At 54.2% G+C, this 20,890-nt stretch carries 20 protein-coding genes and 1 tRNA gene; 15 read left to right on the top strand and 6 right to left on the bottom strand.

Annotation, left to right across the window (positions count from 1 at the left end):
• Positions 1–37: 37 nt before the first annotated feature.
• On the bottom strand, positions 38–2,665 hold the full coding sequence (locus CE153_RS03155) for an LTA synthase family protein (protein ID WP_236824440.1): 2,628 nt from the start codon (positions 2,663–2,665) through the stop codon (positions 38–40).
• A 446-nt stretch (positions 2,666–3,111) separates the two neighbouring features.
• On the opposite strand from CE153_RS03155, the gene CE153_RS03150 reads away from it, so the two are divergent.
• Both CE153_RS03150 and rfbB read left to right on the top strand, forming a co-directional pair.
• Positions 3,112–3,294 carry a hypothetical protein gene (locus CE153_RS03150; RefSeq protein ID WP_099595080.1) on the top strand — a complete coding sequence of 61 codons (183 nt, stop codon included), beginning with the start codon at positions 3,112–3,114 and terminating at the stop codon, positions 3,292–3,294.
• A 465-nt stretch (positions 3,295–3,759) separates the two neighbouring features.
• Complete coding sequence (rfbB, locus tag CE153_RS03145) at positions 3,760–4,809, top strand: dTDP-glucose 4,6-dehydratase (RefSeq protein ID WP_180753384.1); 1,050 nt, start codon at positions 3,760–3,762, stop codon at positions 4,807–4,809.
• 527 nt (positions 4,810–5,336) lie between these two features.
• On the opposite strand, the gene CE153_RS03140 is transcribed toward rfbB, so the two are convergent.
• From CE153_RS03140 to CE153_RS03130, 3 genes are all read right to left on the bottom strand, one after another.
• A complete protein-coding gene (locus tag CE153_RS03140; protein ID WP_226669216.1) occupies positions 5,337–5,645 on the bottom strand; it encodes a type II toxin-antitoxin system RelE/ParE family toxin in 309 nt (102 codons plus the stop codon).
• A gap of 14 nt (positions 5,646–5,659) precedes the next feature.
• A complete protein-coding gene (locus tag CE153_RS03135; RefSeq protein WP_034879801.1) occupies positions 5,660–5,950 on the bottom strand; it encodes a type II toxin-antitoxin system RelB/DinJ family antitoxin in 291 nt (96 codons plus the stop codon).
• 358 nt (positions 5,951–6,308) lie between these two features.
• Positions 6,309–6,782, bottom strand: a complete 474-nt coding sequence (locus tag CE153_RS03130; protein ID WP_099595079.1) for a hypothetical protein — start codon at positions 6,780–6,782, stop codon at positions 6,309–6,311.
• A 202-nt stretch (positions 6,783–6,984) separates the two neighbouring features.
• Between CE153_RS03130 and CE153_RS03125 the strand changes: the two genes are divergently transcribed.
• From CE153_RS03125 to CE153_RS03110, 4 genes are all read left to right on the top strand, one after another.
• Positions 6,985–8,043 (top strand): LacI family DNA-binding transcriptional regulator, encoded by a 1,059-nt coding sequence (locus CE153_RS03125; protein ID WP_099595078.1) that lies wholly within the window; start codon positions 6,985–6,987, stop codon positions 8,041–8,043.
• Between the two features lie 275 nt (positions 8,044–8,318).
• A complete protein-coding gene (locus tag CE153_RS03120; RefSeq protein ID WP_099595077.1) occupies positions 8,319–9,275 on the top strand; it encodes a nucleoside hydrolase in 957 nt (318 codons plus the stop codon).
• Positions 9,276–9,347: 72 nt separating this feature from the next.
• The gene (locus CE153_RS03115) at positions 9,348–10,799 is read left to right on the top strand and encodes an MFS transporter (RefSeq protein ID WP_099595076.1); all 1,452 of its coding nucleotides are present in this window, start codon (positions 9,348–9,350) and stop codon (positions 10,797–10,799) included.
• Positions 10,800–10,910: 111 nt separating this feature from the next.
• Positions 10,911–11,888, top strand: coding sequence for a ribokinase (locus CE153_RS03110; RefSeq protein ID WP_099595075.1), 978 nt, complete (start codon positions 10,911–10,913; stop codon positions 11,886–11,888).
• A gap of 258 nt (positions 11,889–12,146) precedes the next feature.
• On the opposite strand, the gene CE153_RS03105 is transcribed toward CE153_RS03110, so the two are convergent.
• Positions 12,147–13,160, bottom strand: coding sequence for a ribose-phosphate diphosphokinase (locus tag CE153_RS03105; RefSeq protein WP_099571975.1), 1,014 nt, complete (start codon positions 13,158–13,160; stop codon positions 12,147–12,149).
• Positions 13,161–13,426: 266 nt separating this feature from the next.
• Here CE153_RS03105 and rpsF point away from each other — a divergent pair, with 266 nt between their 5' ends.
• The 6 genes from rpsF to CE153_RS03075 all read left to right on the top strand — a co-directional run bounded on the left by rpsF (position 13,427) and on the right by CE153_RS03075 (position 16,804).
• Positions 13,427–13,714: a 30S ribosomal protein S6 gene (gene rpsF / locus CE153_RS03100; RefSeq protein WP_003810120.1), complete on the top strand. Its 288-nt coding sequence runs from the start codon at positions 13,427–13,429 to the stop codon at positions 13,712–13,714.
• 56 nt (positions 13,715–13,770) lie between these two features.
• Positions 13,771–14,430: a single-stranded DNA-binding protein gene (locus CE153_RS03095; RefSeq protein WP_099595074.1), complete on the top strand. Its 660-nt coding sequence runs from the start codon at positions 13,771–13,773 to the stop codon at positions 14,428–14,430.
• 70 nt (positions 14,431–14,500) lie between these two features.
• Positions 14,501–14,749, top strand: a complete 249-nt coding sequence (rpsR, locus tag CE153_RS03090; protein WP_003833963.1) for a 30S ribosomal protein S18 — start codon at positions 14,501–14,503, stop codon at positions 14,747–14,749.
• A gap of 19 nt (positions 14,750–14,768) precedes the next feature.
• The gene (gene rplI / locus CE153_RS03085; protein WP_099571973.1) at positions 14,769–15,215 is read left to right on the top strand and encodes a 50S ribosomal protein L9; all 447 of its coding nucleotides are present in this window, start codon (positions 14,769–14,771) and stop codon (positions 15,213–15,215) included.
• 586 nt (positions 15,216–15,801) lie between these two features.
• Positions 15,802–15,875 (top strand) — tRNA-Lys (locus CE153_RS03080).
• Positions 15,876–16,075: 200 nt separating this feature from the next.
• Complete coding sequence (locus CE153_RS03075; RefSeq protein WP_099571972.1) at positions 16,076–16,804, top strand: MIP/aquaporin family protein; 729 nt, start codon at positions 16,076–16,078, stop codon at positions 16,802–16,804.
• A 233-nt stretch (positions 16,805–17,037) separates the two neighbouring features.
• On the opposite strand, the gene CE153_RS03070 is transcribed toward CE153_RS03075, so the two are convergent.
• Positions 17,038–18,141 carry a glutamyl-Q tRNA(Asp) synthetase gene (locus tag CE153_RS03070; protein ID WP_099571971.1) on the bottom strand — a complete coding sequence of 368 codons (1,104 nt, stop codon included), beginning with the start codon at positions 18,139–18,141 and terminating at the stop codon, positions 17,038–17,040.
• Between the two features lie 208 nt (positions 18,142–18,349).
• Here CE153_RS03070 and CE153_RS03065 point away from each other — a divergent pair, with 208 nt between their 5' ends.
• The 3 genes from CE153_RS03065 to CE153_RS03055 all read left to right on the top strand — a co-directional run bounded on the left by CE153_RS03065 (position 18,350) and on the right by CE153_RS03055 (position 20,772).
• Complete coding sequence (locus tag CE153_RS03065) at positions 18,350–18,757, top strand: HTH domain-containing protein (protein ID WP_099595073.1); 408 nt, start codon at positions 18,350–18,352, stop codon at positions 18,755–18,757.
• Positions 18,758–18,977: 220 nt separating this feature from the next.
• Positions 18,978–19,820, top strand: a complete 843-nt coding sequence (locus tag CE153_RS03060; protein ID WP_033501455.1) for a YggS family pyridoxal phosphate-dependent enzyme — start codon at positions 18,978–18,980, stop codon at positions 19,818–19,820.
• A gap of 130 nt (positions 19,821–19,950) precedes the next feature.
• The gene (locus CE153_RS03055; protein WP_099571998.1) at positions 19,951–20,772 is read left to right on the top strand and encodes a fumarylacetoacetate hydrolase family protein; all 822 of its coding nucleotides are present in this window, start codon (positions 19,951–19,953) and stop codon (positions 20,770–20,772) included.
• The last annotated feature ends 118 nt before the right edge of the window (positions 20,773–20,890 follow it).

Below are 20,890 nucleotides of genomic sequence, written 5' to 3'. Positions count from 1 at the left end.
TTCCTCCCTCCAGAGCATCCTGATTGCCGTTTCCTTTTTATGGCACTCGATTAAACCAGTTTTCGCTGAGATATCCTTTTCCTGCGGTCTGGTCATACTGGATCAGACGATAATCCTCCAGTAGCTGTTTTGCTTCTGATGATAGATGCTTCTTTTTTATTAACTGTCCAGAAGAATCCAGATAGCTAGCTGACCCAGTACCCCAATCGGCATCGGTCGAGGCGAATCTGCCGGCTGCCGGTACAGATTGATGTACTTCTGTAAGCAGAGCTAGGAAAGGCGTAACTTTCGCATCCATGTGTTCTGCGGCGCTAGCCATAAAGAAGTTCGAAGACGAGTAATCGCTTTCTTCGGGCGATAGCTTTGAACCAGCGCTCGAAGAAGAAGAGTTAGACCATATGAAATAATCGCTTTCGTGTAAAGTGAGTTGATTTTCTTTGTACTTTGCTGCTGATGCGTAGATGCCAGGAAGATGGTCTCCGTAGAAAATGACAGTAATTGGCTGTTCTATCATATTTAGTTGATCGAGGAATGTGGCCGTGGCCTGATCGGTATAACTGATGCCTTTTGCATAGGTATCAATCTGAACTTCTTCGTTTTCATCGAGACCTGTTGAAGTATCTGCCTCTTTAAATTCATTGTTGGTGTAGTAGTCCCCGTATGGCAAATGGTTTTGCATGGTTACCAACTGAATAAACTGGGATTCTCCGTCAGATTGATTAAGCTGGTCGATCACATTTTGATATGCCGATGCGTCGCTGACATAGCCAGCGTCAATGTGATCCTGATATTTCAACGCCGGTTTGCTGTCGATTGTACGGAAGTATTTGAAACCGAATTTTTTATAATTCGAATCTCGAAGATAAAAATTCTTCAAATAGGGATGAAAAGCGTATGAGCATTGCGCCTGGCATGCATCATTCCAAATTTGATTGAAGGTGTATACGTTTTTTTGACTGGGTACAAGTTGTTGATAAGGAGAAATAAGCTGATCGTTAAAATTAGCGAGATTCATTCCAGTTAGAGACTGGTACTCGATGTTAGCTGTGCCGCCACCATAGCCTGGCGATAGCATAAGTCCTGAGGTGGTGACATCTTTCAAAGCTCGAATGTTAGGCATCGGATCGATATCAAAGGAGATGCCAGGAACACGCAGGGGATCAGAAAAAGACTCGGATAAAATGAGAATCACAGTGCTATCCGTGAGGATGTTTGCCCGTGATGTATTAATTTTATTTGCTTCTTTAGTATAGCGAGCGGCTATCTTTTCCATAGTTTTTTTACTGTACTCGCTCGGCTTATCCATTGCCTTAACTCTTACGAGACTTTGAAATGTAGTGGCTGGGCCGTTTGATTTGGCATCTTCATAGGTGTTCCACGGGACAGGCTTGTATCCTAAGTTGGTTGCCAGAGTATAGGACCAAGCTCCAGGAATATTGAGATTCCATGTGTAGGAAACCAGAAGAACGATGCTGAGAATTGCAGCAAGTGCGCGAGATGATGTCCCAATTATATTTTTGGCATTCGAAGAGGGGTGTTTCCAAGAGCAGTGAATAAAGCGGCGTCTTCCATCAAGAACGAAAAGAAGAAGACAGGCACAAGAGAACCAGATTAATACGGTGATTGCTCCATTAACGAGAGCTTGCTGGTCTTTCGGTATGAAAGAAAGGAGGCTCCCGCCATTGCCATTTGATACAAAGCTAAGATCTGAAGGGAGAATAGGTTCGTTACGAAGTCCCATCTTGATGCTGTTCGCTACGCCGTAGGCAGTCATAGCGGCACCGAAAATAACGGTCGCTATCCAAAAGCGATTTAATACAAAAACTAATGCAAGGTAAATAAGCCCTATGCCAATGAAATTAAGGAGAAATTGATACTTTTGTTCAAGCCAAATCTGGCTGACGAATCTAGTGGTTTGCCCAGCAACGCTTTGCAAAATCTGAGTCGTATAATCAACCTCTGAATCTTCTGCATATTCGGGTTCGCTATACATTCCCCACTGAAGGAAGATGACCTCGGCAGAAGTCAATAGGGTGAACACGATGGCGTAGAACGCATAGGAGAACCTCATGCGCTTCTTCCACGGGCCATATGCTTTTCTAAAGAATTTGATGATGAGTTGAACGGCTTTGAAGTTGGTGAAGGTGTGCCATGCGGTCTTTACTGCTGTGGCGGCGACATGGATGGCGTGGCCGGTAGTTTTGGCGGCTTTTACGACTGCGTGCCCTGCGGTGGAAAGCGCGTTTGTTGTGGTGCGGGCTGCTTGCTTGCAGACTTCAAAGGCCTGCATCAGAGGATGTTCGTCAGTTTGCGCGAGTTGAATTTCGGCAGATAGGGGGGTGAAATGGATATTGTCGTTCCCTGCTTCGCCAAATGCTCCGTTGCCGGACTTGTTATCAGCCGTTTCTGGCAGATGGAGCGCGTCGACGTTGGGAATGAAAACGCTTGTGTTGTCGGAGGTGGCGTGAATTGCCGACTTCTGCGTATACAGCTTTGAACTGTGGTGACCTGAAAGGGTGGATGGAGCACAGGCGTTGCTGTCTTCGTTGTCCGCAAGAGGGCGATATGTTCCACCCGCAATCGGCTGCTTAGTAAGTTTTATGTATGAAGGTGCGCAAGCGTGACGGTCAGGCGAGAAAATAGGCATCGTCGCATCCTTCAACAAGATAGCCCCTTATAATTAGGGGCTCTGTACAATTAAACCGGATATATTCTAGTGTTCAGCTGTGGACGAACGGGTGCCTAGCGGATGTCTTAAAGGTAGCTGGAAGGTTAACTGTGCTACGTGGGGTATCTGCCTACAACGTAAGTGGGAAAGGGCAACAAAATGTATGCGAAATCTGAAGGGTCGTAGCGCAGGAATTGGTTGATTTGCAGACTGGGGGAGAGGCTCGATATGTGGATCTTTTTACTCAATTTGCTGCGAGCGACAGTCGACAGACGGATTTGGTGTTCAAGGTGGACGACTATATGCGCGCGCAAGTGTTGGATGCCACCAGCTGATAATGCGCCGAAAGCGTGGCTTGTATGGGGCGACGAGAAGGCGGGCGGCGGATTCGGTGCGTGGCTTGGCGCAGTTAGACCGTTGACGTGAGATGTAACGTGGTTGCCATGACAGACCATGAACGCACTATTCCGACTTCTGGACATATTGCTGCTGAACATGCCGTTCCAACTTGTGCTCGTATGAAGACCATTGCTGTTCCGGATTTTGAAGTGTTGTTTGCCGACTATAAGGGTTCCAAGCCTCAGGAAGACGAATTTGTGAAGTGCGTCGGACGGGAACGCTTATGACAGTTCGCCATGGCGATGTGACGCAGTCTGACAACTGAGATTCGGTAAGCGTCGCTTTTGAAGATGTCACGCTGCAAGCGAGTCGGCTTCACTGGAGGCAGAAGCGGGACCTGACTCATACTTGGCCTAGAGCCCGAATCTTGCCATGTAATCCAGAAGTTCTCTTCTGCCAGGACCTAAATTTTAGGGTGCTCGTTTGAGTTCAATGGGTCTCTGCTTGAAAAGCCAATGATTATGCGGTCTTTACACCAAATCAAGGGTTGCGAAAGGCGCTCTCATACACCAAATCAAGGGTAACTGAGGTGCCGTTCATACACCAAATCAAGGTTTGGAGTGCGAAAAACCTGCTGAATCTGTCATAGATATCGCATCCGCCACGGAGGAAGCCGTGCAACCATTGAACTTTTCGGCTTGCGCGGGTTACGTGAATTAGTGATTCGAGACATCGCCCACGAGCGCTCCATGATGCAACCCTGCCGGTACTCTGAAATTGTGAGTAGTGAGATTTTCAAGCCGCGCAACATCATCGTGACCGGCGGATGTGGGTTTATCGGAGCCAATTTCGTGCGCTATGTGGTACGTAACCATCCTGACGTGCACATAACCGTGCTCGACAAGCTGACATATGCAGGAAATCCGCAAAATATCGCCGGTCTCCCGCAGTCACAAGTAGAACTCGTGCAAGGCGACATTTGCGATGTTGCATTACTGGAACGTATCGTACCGGATCATGACGCGATCGTGCATTTCGCAGCCGAATCACACAACGACAATTCCATTGCCAATCCTGAACCCTTCATTACAACAAATGTGGAGGGTACGTTCCATTTGCTTGAAGCCGCCCGTAAGTATGACGTGCGATTCCACCATATCAGCACCGACGAAGTGTACGGCGACCTCGCGCTCGACGATCCACGCAAATTCACCGAAAGTACGCCATACAAGCCGTCGAGTCCGTACAGTGCGTCGAAAGCGGCGTCCGACCAGCTGGTGCGCGCATGGGTGCGCACGTACGGTCTACGCGCCACGATTTCCAACTGTTCCAACAATTATGGGCCATACCAGCATGTGGAAAAGTTCATTCCGCGGCAGGTCACATCCATCATGGAGGGTGTGCGGCCGAAACTGTATGGCACTGGTGAGAACGTGCGCGACTGGATTCATACGGAAGACCACTCTTCCGCGGTGTGGGAGATTCTGACGCGCGGGCGAATCGGCGAAACGTACCTGATTGGCGCGGACGGTGAAATGAGCAACATTGCCGTAATGCGTATGATTCTGCGGCTTATGGGGTGTGCGGAGGACGCATTCGACTGGGTACGTGACCGTCCTGGGCATGATCGACGTTACGCGATCGATTCCAATAAGCTGCGTACCGAACTCGGCTGGCGGCCCGTGCACACCGATTTCGAAGCCGGTTTGCAAGCGACCATCGTTTGGTATACGGACAACCGCGCCTGGTGGGAGCCCGCCAAAGCCGCCACCGAAGCCCGCTACCGCGCCCAAGGCCAGTAAGAATTCGGTTCGTGTGGCGCGAGCCGGACAATTGAAGTTCGGTAAGCGGTGATCGAGGAGACACGTTGCAGGCGAGTCAACCTCGCCGGGGAATGGATGTGTGGTTTGGCGTACATTTTGTTCGCTAGCCTTAGTTGCAGATCCAGGTTTGGTGAAGGATGAAAAACGGCCGCACCTCGAAGGTGCGGCCCCTATTGCGTCTCCTGGTGCGTGGCAACTGACAACTTTTGTCAAATGGAAGGTGTTGTCAAGCCTCTAAGCGACGCGAGGTCGCGCCTGCACAGCATAGATGCGTAATTCATGGGCATATCTCGCTTATGTATGGCAGTCTGTTTTTGAAACAAGCTAGTTAGGGGGTAATTTTGTACCCTCTAACTGCGGTCTTTCCGGAATGACCTGCCATATATAAGCGAAAAACCTCAAGTCGGGCTGTCGAATCTGCCATATATAAGCCCGATATGGTGGGAAAAAGTTTTATTGGGCGGAAATTGATGGCTGAATCTCGTTGGGCCCTACGATGGTCTCATCTAAAGCAACGGACCGTCAAACAGTTCGTCGTGGGATCCCATGCGAATGAATCGGATTGTCGACGCTTCCGGCCGCTCCGAGTAGATCACCAACACATCCATTTTCCCTTCGGCAAGATGGAATTCCGCATATCCCGAGTAGATTCCTCGTGGGTGATCAAGCATGTGAGGATTATATGATTCCGGAACGTGCCCGTACTCCTCAATAGCTTCGATTACATATTCGAGTTCCGTTACGATTTGAGGTATCCGTCGTGAGATGCGTTTGAAGTCGGTCTGAAATTGTTGGTCGAATTTAATGGTAATCATGGCGCTTTGCCTGTTCAGCCGTGATTGTTGTGCAGCCAGGCGATGGCGTCTTGCGCGCTGTTGAAGGTGGCCGCGTCGTCTGGGAGGATACCGCGTTCCTTGGCTTCGGCTTCGAGCATGGCGCGCTTGGTCTGCTCGTTTGGTTCCGCGGCGCGCGCGGAAGTGTCGAAAGGCAGGCGCTGCTGGTTCACGAGCTGGATGCTCGCCATGGTCACGTAAGTGTTGAAATTCATGCCTATGGCGTCGAGTGTCTGGTTGACCCGAGCTTTCAGATCGTCGTTCATGCGAATGGTAATATTGCCCATCTGAATCACCTGCCCTAATCTTGCGTGCAATTAATGTGTATTCTATGTCAAATGCACGCATAATGCAAAATAAAGGAAAGTCGGCAGATGGTATCTCGCTTATGTATGGCAGATTTTGGGGTTTGTACGGATGCGTTTCGCTTATATATGGCAGTCTGTTTTTGAAACAAGCTAGTTAGGGGGTAATTTTGTACGCTCTAACTGCGGTCTTTCCGGAATGACCTGCCATATATAAGCCAGATACGATGCGAAAGCGCTTGTAATGGGGGCGAAGTCGCAGACTTGGATGACTTTGGCCCCGTTAAACGTAGGGTTTGGCGCTGACGTCGGCGCTAACCGTCGGGGCGGCTTACCTGACTTACTCGGCGGACTCGAGTCTGAGTTCTTGGCTGGCGACCACCGACTTGGCGGCCGCGTCGAGTTCGTTGGTGATGTTGCGCAGGTTGTCGGCGTATTTGCGAATGTCGTCCGTCGCTTTGGTGAAGTCGCTGGCATTGCCGCTTGCGGGGCATGCTGGCGCGCTTTCCACGGCTTTGGACAGTGTGATCGCATCCTTCAGGGTTTCGAGCGTGGTGCCGTCCGCCACGTCATTTACGGTGAGTTTCGCTGCTTCTTCAGCTTCTTGTTGCGCTTCTTCAAAGTTCTGCTGATGCGTGGCGAGCGCCTTCGCATTCAACGTGCAGGTGTCGCTGGCGGCTTGTGTCATTTCGCGCTTGTTGGAGACTGCGATGATGGCGACGGCTGCGAGCGCGATGGCAGCTACTGCGATCATGGCGATGATGGCGATGGTCTTGCGCTGTTTCACATTGTTTTTCTGCATGGTTGGCTGCATGGTGGTTCCTCTCTTCTTGTGTGGCTCTCATTTCAGATAAAACGTTGTGAGTATACAAAAAACACTTCCGAAAAACGATTTACCGCTGGAAATAGTGCGGATTATTTTGCTGTGAAAGGAATTTGTTTGTGATTGCGATGCTGGGCGCGTCAGGATCGCATGGCATTTATGCTGGAGGGAGAAACGTTTTAAGGGGGTTTGGATGGCGTATCGTGCGACACTGAAGGATGTGGCCGCTGCCGCGGGGGTGTCTGTGACGACGGTTTCGCTGGTGTTGAATAATCGACCGGCTCGCGTGTCTGAGGAGAAGCGCAAGGCCATTGCCGACGCGGCGAAGAAGCTGAATTACGTGCCGAATCAGAGCGCGCGAAGCTTGGTGACCAAGCAGTCCCAGCTGGTTGCGCTGATCGTGCCTGATATTGAGAACTTGTTTTTCGCGGCGCTTGCCAAGTGTGTGGAGGATGAGTGCGCCGCGCAGGGGTATTCGCTGATTGTGGCCAATTCCGATGATTCGCGTGTTACCGAGCATGAGTTGTTGCAGCGCCTTCCGGCTCGTGGGGTGGACGGTGTGATGCTGATTCCGGCGCGCGAGTCCTGCGCTGGCGATGCTGCTGAGCGGTTGCGTGAGGATGTGGCGCTTGTGTCGTGCCCTGTGGTGTTGATTGATCGTTTGACGCAGTGCGGTTGGTGCGATGCCGTTGGTTTTGACAATTATCTTGGCGGTCGTTTGGCTGCCCGTTATCTGTTGGAGGGTGGTCATACTCGTATTGGCATTGTGACTGGCGATACTGCGGAGTCGAGTGCTGCGGAGCGTCGTCGTGGGTTTGTGGATGCCGTCGAGCAGGCGGGGGAGTGTTTCGATTCGTCGCTGTGCGTTGAGGGGGATTACCGTTTCGGTAGTGGCTATCATGCTGCGGATCAGATTATTGATGGCGGTGCGACGGCCGTGTTCTGCTGCAATGATGTGATGGCGCTTGGTTTCCGTCAGCGTATGGCGGAACGTGGGTTGCGCGTTACTGAGGATATGCAGGTGATTGGTTACGACAATATTCTCAAGCGATTCGGGCTTGGTTGGCGTATGACCACCGTTGAGCAGAGTGTGGCTGATTTGGCCGCCGCCTGTTGGGGTATGTTACGTGAGCGGATTGATGTTGCGATTCGTACCAAATCCGGCGTGGATTCGAGGGCTGCTCGCCCGTGGCTTTCTAATCCGCAGGTTGAAGTGCTTACGCCGAAACTGGTGCAGGCCGCCTGCGCGTAGGATTGAGGATTTTTAGATACCTGCGGATCATGATGAGACGGGTGGCGCTGATAAATCTTGATTAAAGTGTCGTCGGAGTTTCTTATACGGTTAAATTGTTGGAAATAAAAGCAACACGCCGTAGGGTAGTGCCGAATTTGCGTTCTTGATAAAACGCTTTATCATAAATCTTGTCAACACACAACATAAATGAGAAAGTGTTCGATACATAACTGACGATACACCCGTATAGTGGCGGACCGTCGTCAGGCCCGTCAAAGAGGAAAGGCACACACATGAAAAAGATGATTCTTGATCTTGATACCGGCGTTGATGACGCACTTGCCATTTCGTATGCTCTGGGAAGCCCGGAGATTGAACTGATCGGCATCACCGGCACCTACGGCAACGTGCTCGTCGAGCAGGGTGTGCGCAACGCACTGGCCGTGACCGACCTGCTCGGCCACCCGGAAGTCAAGGTGTATCAGGGTTTGCCGCACTCCAGCACCACCGACCATTTCGAAGTACTGCCAATCTCCGCGTTCATCCACGGCGACAACGGCATCGGCGACGTGGAAATCCCTAATTCCAACCGCTCCGTCGAAACCGAATCCGCGGTAGACTTCATCATCGACGCAGTGAAGACCTATGGCAAGGATCTCGTCTACGTGCCGACCGGCCCGATGACCAACATCGAAGCCGCACTGAAGAAGGCTCCGGAAATCAAAGACGAAATCGGCCAGATCGTGCTCATGGGTGGCGCACTGACCGTGCCCGGTAACTGCAACGCCTGCATGGAAGCCAACATTTCGCAGGATCCGGAAGCCGCCGACTACCTGTTCCGTTCCGGCGCTCCGACCACTATGATCGGCCTCGACGTGACCCTGCAGACCCTGCTCACCTACAAGGAAACTCAGCAGTGGCGCGATCTCGGCACCAAGGCCGGCAAGTTCCTGGCCGACATGACCGACTTCTACATCAAGGCCTACGAGACTACGTCCCCGCACCTGGGCGGCTGCGGTCTGCACGATCCGCTCGCCGTCGGCGTGGCGGTGGACCCGACCCTCGTCACCACCCTTGACATCAACATGAAGGTCGACGTGGAAGGTCCGACCCGTGGACGCACCATCGGCGACGAAACTCGCCTGAACGACCCTGTCAAGACCATGAAGGTGGCCGTCGGCGTTGACGTGCCGCGCTTCCTGAACGAATTCATGACCCGCATCTCCGGCCTCGCGGCCAAAGCCGAATAAGCGTAACCAGCCAAACAATCGCGTATCACAAATCGCGTATCGCGCAATTCGAGAGAATCAAGGATTTTTACAATGTCTAACAAAACAACCGCTGTGACCAGCGCCGCATTCGCTGATCCGTTCGACGATCCGGTGACCAGCAACAAGATGGCCATCCGCTCCCTGATCCCGCTGCTGATCACCTTCGTGCTCGGCACCCTGTGCCTGCAGGGCTTCAACCTCGTGTTCCAGCAAGTCGGCGCCGACGTCGGCGCTCCGAACCAGGCATCCCTGATCACCGCATTCCCCAGCATCGTGCTCGGCATCGTGTGCTTCATCTACGGTTCCCTGGGCGACTTCGTCTCCCTGCGTAAGCTCGTGACCGTCGGCCTCGTCACGCTGTTCATCGGCTCCCTCTTCGGTTTCGTGGCAAACTACTTCTTCGCCGCAAACCTGTGGACCGTGATCATCGCCCGTGTGCTGCAGACCGCAGGCGAACAGGTGGCGGGCTCAGCCTTCCTGGTGGTGGCCACTAAGTACTTGCGTAACGATTTGAAGGTCATCTTCTTCGGCCTGTTCACCGCCGCATACCAGCTGTCCGCTTCCATCGGCGTGTTCGCAGCCGGCATGCTCAGCTCCATCGCATGGCAGTTCCTGTTCCTGATCCCGGCCGTCACCATCCTGTTCCTGCCGATCCTGCTCAAGACCCTGCCGTCCAAGAGTGGCAACGGCCAGAAGGTCGACGCATTCGGCTTCGTGATCTTCGGCTTCGCCACCGCATTCCTCACCCTGTTCTTCTCGTACATGGCATGGTGGATGCTCGTGGTCTCCCTGCTGCTGTTCGTGGCATTCGCCTTCTACATCAACAAGGCCTCCAACCCGTTCATCACCCCGGCGTTCTTCAAGAACACCCGTTGGCTGCGCGCCATCTGCCTGATCCTCGTGTTCTACTTCGTGAACTACGCACTGAGCCCGATCTTCAATGCCATTGGTACCAACATCTACGGCATGACCACCACCCAGGTTTCCCTGCACATCGTGTGGGCCTTCGTGGTCGCCGCTGTGGTGGGCACCTGCTCCGGCATGATCATCCGCAAGATCGGCATCAAGGCCGGCATCGTGACCGCAGGCACCCTCATGTTCCTGGGATGGACCGGCGCGGCATTCTGCGTGAACTCCGGTTTTGTGGTGCTGACCCTGTGCGCATGCGTGTTCTACGCGGGCTGTGGCCTTATGTACTCTCCAGTCGTTTCCACCGTGCTCGGCACCATTGAGAAGGACGAATCTGGTCGTGGCGTCGGCATGAACGATCTGGCTATGAACGTGTCTCCGTCCATCGGCATTGCCATCATCGGCAGCCTGCTCGGCTCCAACGCCCTCGCCGGCGGTTCCATCACCGGTGCTACCGGTGACGCCGTCAACTATTCCAACCTGCTGCTGATCGCCGCCGGTACCGCACTGCTTGGTCTGATCGTGTTCTTCGTCTTCAAGAAAAAGATCTACGAAGGCAACCATGCGTTGGAAACCGAGGAATCGGCTAAGTAATCGCACATAACATCCTCGATATAAACAATGGAGATTTGCGATAATTGCGAATACTGAAAAACAATATTCCGCAAATCTCCTTTTTATTTAACTAATGTAAGGAAGTCAAAGATGAGCGCGACTGAAGTTCTCTCTGCATTGGACCGCATCCACGGCACGGTGTCCGTAATCGGCTCGATGAACGCGGATTACACCGTCACCGCACAGCGTCTGCCAGGGCCGGGGGAGACCATCACCGGCGGCCCGCTGCAGTTGCTGCCGGGCGGAAAATCCGGCAATCAGGCGGCCGCCGCAGCGCGCATCGGCGCAACCGTGCAGATGTTCGGTGCGGTAGGCTCCGATTCCAACGCCGACTTCCTGCTGGGTGCCCTGGGCGAAGCTGGTGTGAACACCACGCATGTTCGCCGCGTGCTCGGACCGTCTGGCACAACCGTGATCACCGTGGACGCAGCCGGCGAAAACACTATCGTGTACTCGCCGGGTTCCAACGCGCAGGTCACCGTGGATTATGTTGAATCCGTGCGCGAGGCGCTGGTACGTTCTTCCGTGCTTGGCCTGTGCTTGGAAAGCCCGATCGAAACGGTGACGGCCGCCGCACGCATGTGCCACGAAGCAGGCGTGAAGGTGTTGCTCAACGATTCGCCGTTCACCCCATCGCTGCCGGCCGAACTGGTGGAAGCATCCGACATTCTGCTCGTCAACGAGCATGAGATGGTGCAATTGCTGGGCATCGACGAACCGGAAAACGATGATTGGGACGGTTTCGACTGGGATCATGCGTTGGAAGCGATGCGCGGATTCGGTTTCGAACAGGCGATCGTGACGCTCGGCGGCGACGGTTCCGTGGTGCTGGACGCCACCTCGGAAACGCCGATTCAGCGTATTTCCCCGGTACGCGTCAACGCGGTGGACACCACCGGCTGCGGCGACTCCTTCATGGGTACTGTGCTGGCCGGTCTTGCCTCGGGCATGACGTTGAGCGAAGCGGCCGAGCTTGCCTCGTACGTGTCCGCATACGCAGCCACCGGTTATGGTGCGCAGGCCTCCTACGGAAATGCCGCGCAAATCCGTGAAGCATTCGCCAAATAGTCAAATAGCGAAATTAACCGAAGTTTCTTCTTCCCATTGCATGTTCTGAAAGCGAGGCACGTATCGGACGATAGCTAGATTTCTCTCTTTTCTCTCTTGATACAAGAGGCTCTATTTCGTTACAAATCACCCTTCAAAACCTCGGGCACTACCTGTGACGACGTCTATGTTGGCGTTTCTTCTTAAAAAAGAAATAGATTATGAAAAAACTCGCCTACCGGGGGTGGGCGAGTTTTTGCTTAGGTAAGTATGCGCGGATCAGGCGTAAATGTTGCGCGGACGCATGTCTTCGGGCAAGCCGTTGAGCAGCGTGGAAACGGAGCCGGATTCGAACACGGAACGGATGCCGGCAGCCAGTAGCGGAGCTACGGACAGCACGGTCATGTTCGGCAGACGCTTCTCCTCCGGAACTGGCACGGTGTCGGTGAGCACGATCTCCTTGGCACCGCAATTCCTCAGGCGTTCCACAGCCGGGCCGGACAGCAGACCATGGGTGGCAACCAACGTCACGGACTTCGCGCCGGCATTGTTCAGCGTGCGCACAGCTTCGCAAATGGTGCCCGCGGTGTCGATCATGTCGTCAACCACCACGCAGTCGCGGCCTTCGACTTCGCCGATAATGCCATGTGCCTCGGCATGGTTCGGGCGAGTGATGTCACGAGTCTTGTGGATGAAGGCGAGCGGCAGATTGCCGAGCTTTGCGGCCCATTGCTCGGAAACCTTGATACGGCCAGCATCCGGAGATACGATGGTGGTGTTCTCAAGCGGCATGTTGTTACGCACGTAGTCGAGCAGCACCGGAGTGGCGGTGAGGTGATCGACCGGACCATCAAAGAAACCCTGCTCCTGGGCGGCATGCAGGTCAACCGTCATAATACGGTCGGCGCCGGCTGCGCGGAACAAGTCGAAAATCAGGCGGGCGGTGATGGGTTCGCGGCCCTGATGCTTCTTATCCTGACGAGAATAGCCAAGGAACGGTGCGACCACTGTGATGGAGCGGGCGGAAGCACGCTTCATGGCGTCAACCATGATGAGCTGTTCCATGATCCACTTGTTGATCGGCTCGGTGTGCGCCTGCATCACGAACGCATCGGCACCACGCACCGGTTCGGTGTAGCGCACGTACATCTCGCCGTTAGCGAAATCGTAGGCCGTGGTTTCAAGCACGTCGATTCCCAGGTATTTCGCGGTTTCATGGGCTTGATCAGGGTATGCACGACCCGTTACCAAAGCCAGTTTTTTATCCGGAGTGCCTTCGAGAATCGCCGACATGCTTCGCCTTCCACAAATCTAGAGTCGCGTAAATACGGTATGCCAACCGTACAAAAGTAGCTGTATTCAATATAACAATGCGGGTGCCCATGACGCGCCTGTTTTGCGGAACGTGCGCGATTGCCGCTCGTCCAGCAGAAGGGCTATGCTGAACAGGTTGTCTGAAATGCATCTTTATACCTCTTGTATAGAAATGTGTGAAGGCAGTACGCATACACACTCCTGCCATGGAAGGTCCATGGCCGATAGTCCGAAGGAGGTGGGTGATGTCTGCGCATAAGTACGAACTGATGTTCATTGCCGATCCTGAGCTGGATGAGCGTGGTCTGAAGAAGCTGACCGAGCAGTATCTGGAAACTGTCACCAAGGAAGGCGGTGCTGTCGAGAACATCGACATCTGGGGCCGTCGCAAGCTTGCCTACGAGATCGCTGGCAAGACCGAAGGTAACTACGTTGTGGTCAACTACTCCGCTGAGCCGGCCACCAGCGACGAACTCGATCGTCTGCTGAACCTGAACGAATCCGTCATCCGCACGAAGATTCTTCGCAAGTAAGTAATTCCAAGCTTTTCAAGCTGCAAAACAACAAGCTGCAAAGTAAGTAGGTAACGATGGCAGGCGAAACGATTATCACTGTGGTGGGTAACCTCACCGCTGATCCCGAAATCCGTACAGTTGGCAACGGCTCGTCCGTGGCCAGCTTCACGATTGCCTCCACTCCGCGTACCTGGAACCGTAATACGGGCCAGTTTGAAGATGGTCAGGCCCTGTTCATGCGCTGCTCCGCGTGGCGCGACATGGCCGAACATTGTGCGCAGAGCTTAAGCAAGGGCATGCGCGTGATCGCGCAAGGTCGTTTGCAGCAGCGTTCCTACCAGGCGAATGATGGTTCCCAGCGCACGGTCGTCGAGCTTCAGGTCGATGAGATCGGCCCGTCCCTGCGCTATGCGACCGCCCAGGTCACCCGAACCTCCAGTGCTAACAGTGGTAATTTTGCCGGCAATCGTGGTGGCAACAATTTCGCTGGTGGCAATGGCGGATTCAACAATGGTGGCTTCGCCGGCAATGCCGGTGGCTATCAGGGTGGTGCCGGATATTCCGGTGGTGCAGGCTATCAGGGCGGAGCTTCTGCTCCAGCCAACGCCGCGCCCGCCATGCAGCCCGCTCCGGCATCGGATCCGTGGGGCAGCTCGGATAATTCCGGTTCCTCCTCGTTCGGTTCGTTCGGTTCCTCCGAGTTCGGCGGAAACAGCGACGAACCGGAATTCTGATCCGATCTGGATCGCAGCTTAAAGCAGCTTAGAAGAAAAGCGATTTCCAGTTTTTAAGGAGAACATCAAGATGTCACGCAAGAGGCCGCAGCCGCCGGTCAAGCCGTTTAAGAAGAAGCCGAATCCACTGAAGGCCGCCAAGGTCACCGAGATCGATTACAAGGACGTTGCCCTGCTGCGCAAGTTCATTTCCGATCGCGGCAAGATTCGTTCCCGTCGTATCACCGGTGTTTCCGTGCAGGAACAGCGCGAGCTCGCCAAGGCTATCAAGAACGCCCGCGAGATGGCTTTGCTGCCGTACGCCACTTCCGGTCGCTGATCTGAGAGAGGTTTGAACAATGGCTGAAGCTAAGGTTATTCTTACCAAGTCCGTCAATCACCTGGGTCACCCGGGCGACGTCGTGACCGTCAAGGCCGGTTACGCTCGCAACTATCTGATCCCGCAGGGCCTCGGCTTTGCTTGGTCCAAGAACGCTGCTGCCCAGATCGAGGCCATGAAGCGCGCTCGTCTGGCCAAGGCCGTCGCCACCCGCGAAGAGGCTGTTGCAGCCAAGGGCCTGATCGAGGGTTCCGTCGTCGAAATCGCCGCCAAGGTCTCCGAGTCTGGCAAGCTGTTCGGTGGTGTCTCCGCCGACAAGATCGCCATCGCTCTGTCTTCCAAGGCTGCCGTCAACCCGAAGAACATCACCGTGGATCCGATCAAGACCACCGGCGAGTTCGCTGCGACCGTCGCTCTGCACCCGGAAATCACCGCTTCCTTCACCGTGAAGGTTGTCGCTGAGTGATTTCGGCCCCATTCATCAAGACTGCATTCGTTGCAGCCATGATGAATGACTTCAGACTGAGATACGTCTGAGCTTAAGCATGGAAAATCCCCCTGCGCCAGCTGAAAACAGTTGTGCAGGGGGATTTTCATATTTAATCAGTTGTAGCCACCGTCATTAGTTGGTTTGTCGCAACTTGGACACGTCATGGTCGTTACTTTCCTTCTCTCGTGCGGAAACGGTGCTTGGAAGCAACCTAAGCTCAATCCTTAAGTGGGTGTTGCGTGAAGCATGCTGATTCACTCAAGAAGAGCGATTTACCGTCAGTTTTCATGCATGGCTGTGCAAATGAATTAGCGGGAGCGTTTGGGGCAACTGGATTGCAAGGAACTGAATTTGTGAAGAAATTGTGATTTCCTGCCTTGATTGTGCTCTTTAGGTAGGAAATATGATGGTTGAATCGCGTTTTTCTGCGATTTGCGCAATATGTCGAAATCGTTGAAAAATAGCGGTTTTACAACCGCGACACGCCGAAAGTTGCATTCTTCTCGATTCTGAGTATATTTACTTCTCGTGCTCAGCGAGAACAAAACCTCGCAAGACCAACGCCCCTTTAGCTCAGTTGGTTAGAGCAGCTGACTCTTAATCAGCGTGTCCAGGGTTCGAATCCCTGAGGGGGCACAGATAAAGCCTTGGAACTTCGGTTCCAAGGCTTTTTTGTTTTCCGATTTCCGTATGACTGTCTGGCAAGCCGACGGCCTGTCAAGCCTTTTTGTGCTCGACTTCCAGTGTGGGGAGTAGTGTTGGACGCTGTTGTCCGCCGAGAGCGGAATCGACATCAATCTGATTCTTACAGAGAAGAAGCAATAGAGGAAACAGCAGTGGAATACTCGACTTTTGTCAAACTTGCGGCCGAATTCTTCGGTACCGCCATTCTGATGATCTTCGGCAACGGCGCTGTCGCGAACGTTGAACTGAAGAACACCAAGGGCCACCATGCAGGCTGGCTGAACATCGCCATGGGCTATGGCTTCGGCGTGATGTTCCCGGTGCTCATGTTCGGTGGCGTTTCCGGCGCGCACATCAACCCGGCCATGACCATCGCCCAGGCGGTGAACGGCCTGTTCGACTGGAATCTGGTGCTGCCGTACATCATCGCTCAGCTGCTCGGCGCCGCAGTCGGTCAGCTCGTGGTATACATCACCTACTATCCGCACTATAAGGACACCGAAGACGCCGACGCCATCCTCGGCACTTTCTGCACCACCGACGCTCACAACGATCGCGTGAACTACTTCGTCAACGAGTTCTTCGGCACCCTCGTGCTCGTGGTCGGCGCACTGTGCTGCCTGTCCCTGCCGTGGGGTGAGGAAGACCATGCTGCCGCATCCATCGCGGTTGGTTTCATCGTGTGGGGCCTCGTGACCTCCATGGGTGGTCCGACCGGTCCTGGCCTGAACCCGGCCCGCGATCTCATGCCGCGACTGCTGCACGCCATCCTGCCGATTCCGTCCAAGGGCTCCTCCCGCTGGGACGAGGCTTGGATTCCGGTCGTCGCCCCGGTTCTGGGCGCTATCGTTGGTGTGGCCATGTTCAAGCTGTTCGTCTGATCGTTTGCAGTCATTCGTGATTTGTTTGTCTGACTGTCACATAAGTTGTGTTTGACATATAAGAACTGACATGCAAAGCCTGTTTTCCTCGGAAATTTTCTGGTTCGGGGGGAAACAGGCTTTTTGCATGCCCATTATTGGCTGGTAGCGTTGCCTTGGAAGAGATATGCTGCCACCTGCGTGACGGTAGCATAAGACTGCGGAATAAGCGGAAATAAAACTGCGGAACGTGACTATAGTCCGAAATACGCGTTGAACTCGGCTTGGTCGAGTACACGATCCGAAGTGTTGGCGCGAACGGCGCTCCAACTGAATTCGCCAAGCGCTTCGGCGGCGTTCATAGGCTGCGGCTTGGTATGTTCCGGATTGCCTTGCAATCCAAGCAGCCATGCGCAATAGCCGATGATCTGTTGCGCGGTGACGCCATGTGCCGTGAGAATACCGAGATCGAGCGAGCGTTCGCGTTTGGCGAGGCGTTGACCGGCCGCGTTGTCGATAAGGGGCAGATGCGCGTATGAAATGGCCGCATCGGCAGGTTCGGAAGACTGGAATCCCGCAGCGATAAGGGCTTTGCGGATATAGATTTGCAAAGCGTTGGAGCGTAGCAGGTCGCGGCCGCGCACAATGTCGGTGATGCCCATGTCAAGATCGTCCACGGTGACGGCCAGCTGATAGGAGTAGATGCCGTCCGATCGGCGGACGATGGTGTCGCCGATGTCTTGGGCGAGGTTGTAATGCTGGTTGCCGAACACTTCGTCGTGAAAGGCGATGGTGGTGTCGGTGGTGGCGATGCGCAGCGAATGGCGGTCTCCGCTGGCGAGACGTTGCTTCACGCGTTGCGGGTCGTTGGCAATGAGTCGGTGGCATGTTCCCGGATATACGGTGAAACGGTCGCCTTCCTGCGGTGCCGACGCGGCGCGGATGTCGGCGCGCGAGCAGAAGCAGGGATAGATGAGCGGCGTTGCGCCGGGTGTGTTTATGGTGTTGTTTGCGGTAGTGCCGTAGGAATCGGAATCGTAGGAACCGATGCCGATAGTGCTGATAGTATCGCTGATTTCGTCAATGTTGAGGTTGGTGAGAAGATTGAGCGCTTCCTGATATAGGGTGTGTCGCGCCGATTGGAATACTGGTTCGCCGTCCCAGTCGAGACCGAGCCAGCCGAGGTCGTGCATCATGGTTTCGGCAGCGCCGGGAACGACCCTCGGTTCATCGATGTCTTCAATGCGCAATCGTATGGAATCGCCTGTTTTACGTGCGGAAAGCCAAGCTCCAAGCATGGCGTAGACATTGCCGATATGCATGCGGCCTGATGGGGTGGGTGCGAATCGGCCGGTCATGGTGGCTCCTTTGATACATCAATGGTGACAGTATGCAACTGTACCTTCTGGGACTCATTCAGGTTCAGCGTAGGGCGATTCGGGTGGCGCAAACCCCCATACCAGTGTGTATAAGGTGGTAGTATGTGCCGTTCCGGTACGTTCGTTTGCGAAGGTAATCTGCGAGCGTGGAAAAGGTATTCCGTTTTGTCGGGTGAATGAGGTCGATATGACGAAAAGGCAGTTTAGCAACACGGAGGTCGAGTATCTTCGTGCGTTGCCGGCGGTTGAGTCGGTTACGCAGAACAGAATCACGTATTCGCGTGATTTTCAAATCAGCTGCATGCGCAGATATTTGGATGGCGAGAGGCCAAGTTCGATTTTCACGTCGGCTGGATTGAGTCCTGCGATTGTCGGTCGCAAGCGTGTGGAGCGTAATATCGCGCGCTGGAAGGCGGATCCGGATATCATGGCCGCCGCGAAAAGCGGAGGTTCGTCGGGGCCGTTGTCTGCCGAGACGCGCGAGCGACTGGTGTCCGTTCAGCTGGGGCAGATTCGGTCGTTGACATGTCAGGTACTTGAACTGAAGGATCGCATCGACGTTTTGGAACGGCAATTGAAAGAAATACAGAGATGAAGTGCGATAGCTGAAAAAAATAGATTGTTTTTTCGGCGCGTGTTTAGTAAATCTTCCATATAGTGATTGTCGGACGGAGTCTTTGAAGTCCCTCTTCTGCTGCTGTCTGTTTTATTGGCCCGTGCGAATATTGGTCGCTTTATCGCTTCGCTTCAGACCGTCGTACGGGCTTCTTCTTACTCTGGTAGAGGTAGTTGGGATTAAATGTAAGAGGCTGAACATGACCGCATATATGGATCATAAGAATCTTGCCAATGAGGTGATCGACGACGTGCGCGCCGTGCAGATCGCCGATGGCGTGCATCGCGTGTTGGATCGTATCGCGTCGGCCGAGCAGCATGCCGGTCGTGACGCGGGTTCCGTGCGCCTGCTTGCCGCTACGAAGACGCGTGATGTGGGTGAGATCATGGCGGCGATCGACGCGGGCGTGCGCATGATCGGCGAGAATCGTCCGCAGGAAGTGACGGCGAAGGCCGAAGGGTTGATGGCGCGTTGCGCGGAACGCGGGTTTGCGTTGGGTGTTGCCGACGATTCCGGCATCGCGTCCGCTTCAGACGATTCCGAAGTTGCTTGCGAGCGCATTCCGTTCCATCTGATCGGACAGCTGCAAAGCAATAAGATCGGCAAGGTGTTGCCGGTCGTCAATGCCATCGAATCGGTTGATTCCCTTGATCTGGCGGAAAAGATTTCACGTAGGGCGGTGGCGCGCGGCATCACCGTGGGTGTGCTGCTGGAAGTCAATGAATCGGGCGAGGCGTCGAAATCCGGTTGCAATCCGGCGTATGCCATTCGCGTCGCGCAGAAAATCGGCACATTGGACGGGCTTGAATTGCAGGGTCTGATGACCATTGGCGCGCATGTGAGCGACGAAACCGCCATTCGCCGGGGATTCGAGCATCTGCGTAGAACTCGCGATCATATTCTCGAATCGGGGGAGCCTGGCACGCAGTCTTGCCGTGAACTGTCGATGGGTATGACCGGCGATATGGAACTTGCGATTGCGGAAGGATCCACTATCGTGCGCGTCGGCACCGCGATTTTCGGTGAGCGTGCTTTTATCTGACGTTTTCTTCCTGTGACGGGCCTTCGCATGATGTGATGGCCCGTTTTTTTTTTTCGATGTTTTTGATTGTCGGGCGTCGCATGTCGATGATATGGACGATTCGACGATTGTTGCGGGTAGACTGGCAAGCATGAGAATCGCACGTTTTTCGCATAATGATGTACCGCAATACGCTTTCGTGCAGACCGATGAAAGCGACGGTAAGGACTATCTCGTAGCGCTTGAGGGGCATCCTCTGGCCGGTGCCGGCGTGAAGCCGACCGGCGAGCGTTTTCCGGTGGACGGCGATGGCATCCGTCTGCTCTCTCCGGTGATTCCGTCGAAGGTGTATGGTCTGGCCAAAAATTATGAGGCGCACGCGCAGTTCATGCATGAAGCCGGCCATTCCGATATCAAGCATGCTCCGGAAGACATGGTGATCTTCTCCAAGCCGAGTACGTCGGTGATCGGTCCGGATGATCCGATTGTGATTCCGTCATATTCGAACGACATGAATTTCGAGCCGGAAGTGGCCGTGGTGATGGGACGCATCGCCAAGAATGTGTCGGTCGAACAGGCCATGGACTATGTGCTCGGTTTCACCTGCGTGAACGATGTGACGTTGCGCGATCTGCAGGGGCTTGACCCGATGTGGACGCGCGCGAAGGGGTTCGACACGTCCTGCCCGCTTGGCCCGTGGATTGTGACTCGTGATGACTTGGATTGGAAGGATGCGAAGATCTCCTTCACGCTGAATGGTGAGGATGTCGAGTTGGCTTCCGGCACCACGGCGAACCTGATTCACGGCATTCCCGAGCAGATTGCCGCGATTTCCAGCTTTACGACGCTGCTGCCGGGCGATGTGATTCTGACGGGCACCCCGAACGCTTCCGGACATCTCGATCCGGGCGACGAGGCAATCGTGCATGTCGAAGGCATCGGCAGCCTGCGCAATGTGGTAGTGCGCGGCTGATCGTCGATTGGCATATTGCGGATATGAAGGCCGTCATCTTTCGTGGATGGCGGCCTTTTCGCGTTTTTTCACGACTTTCCGTGCGGCGAACAAAAGTTGAGTGTTGCGGACTCAACTT

The organism is Bifidobacterium sp. N4G05, assembly GCF_002742445.1.
GTDB lineage: Bacteria > Actinomycetota > Actinomycetes > Actinomycetales > Bifidobacteriaceae > Bifidobacterium > Bifidobacterium hominis.
This window is presented reverse-complemented; position numbering and strand designations above follow the sequence as displayed.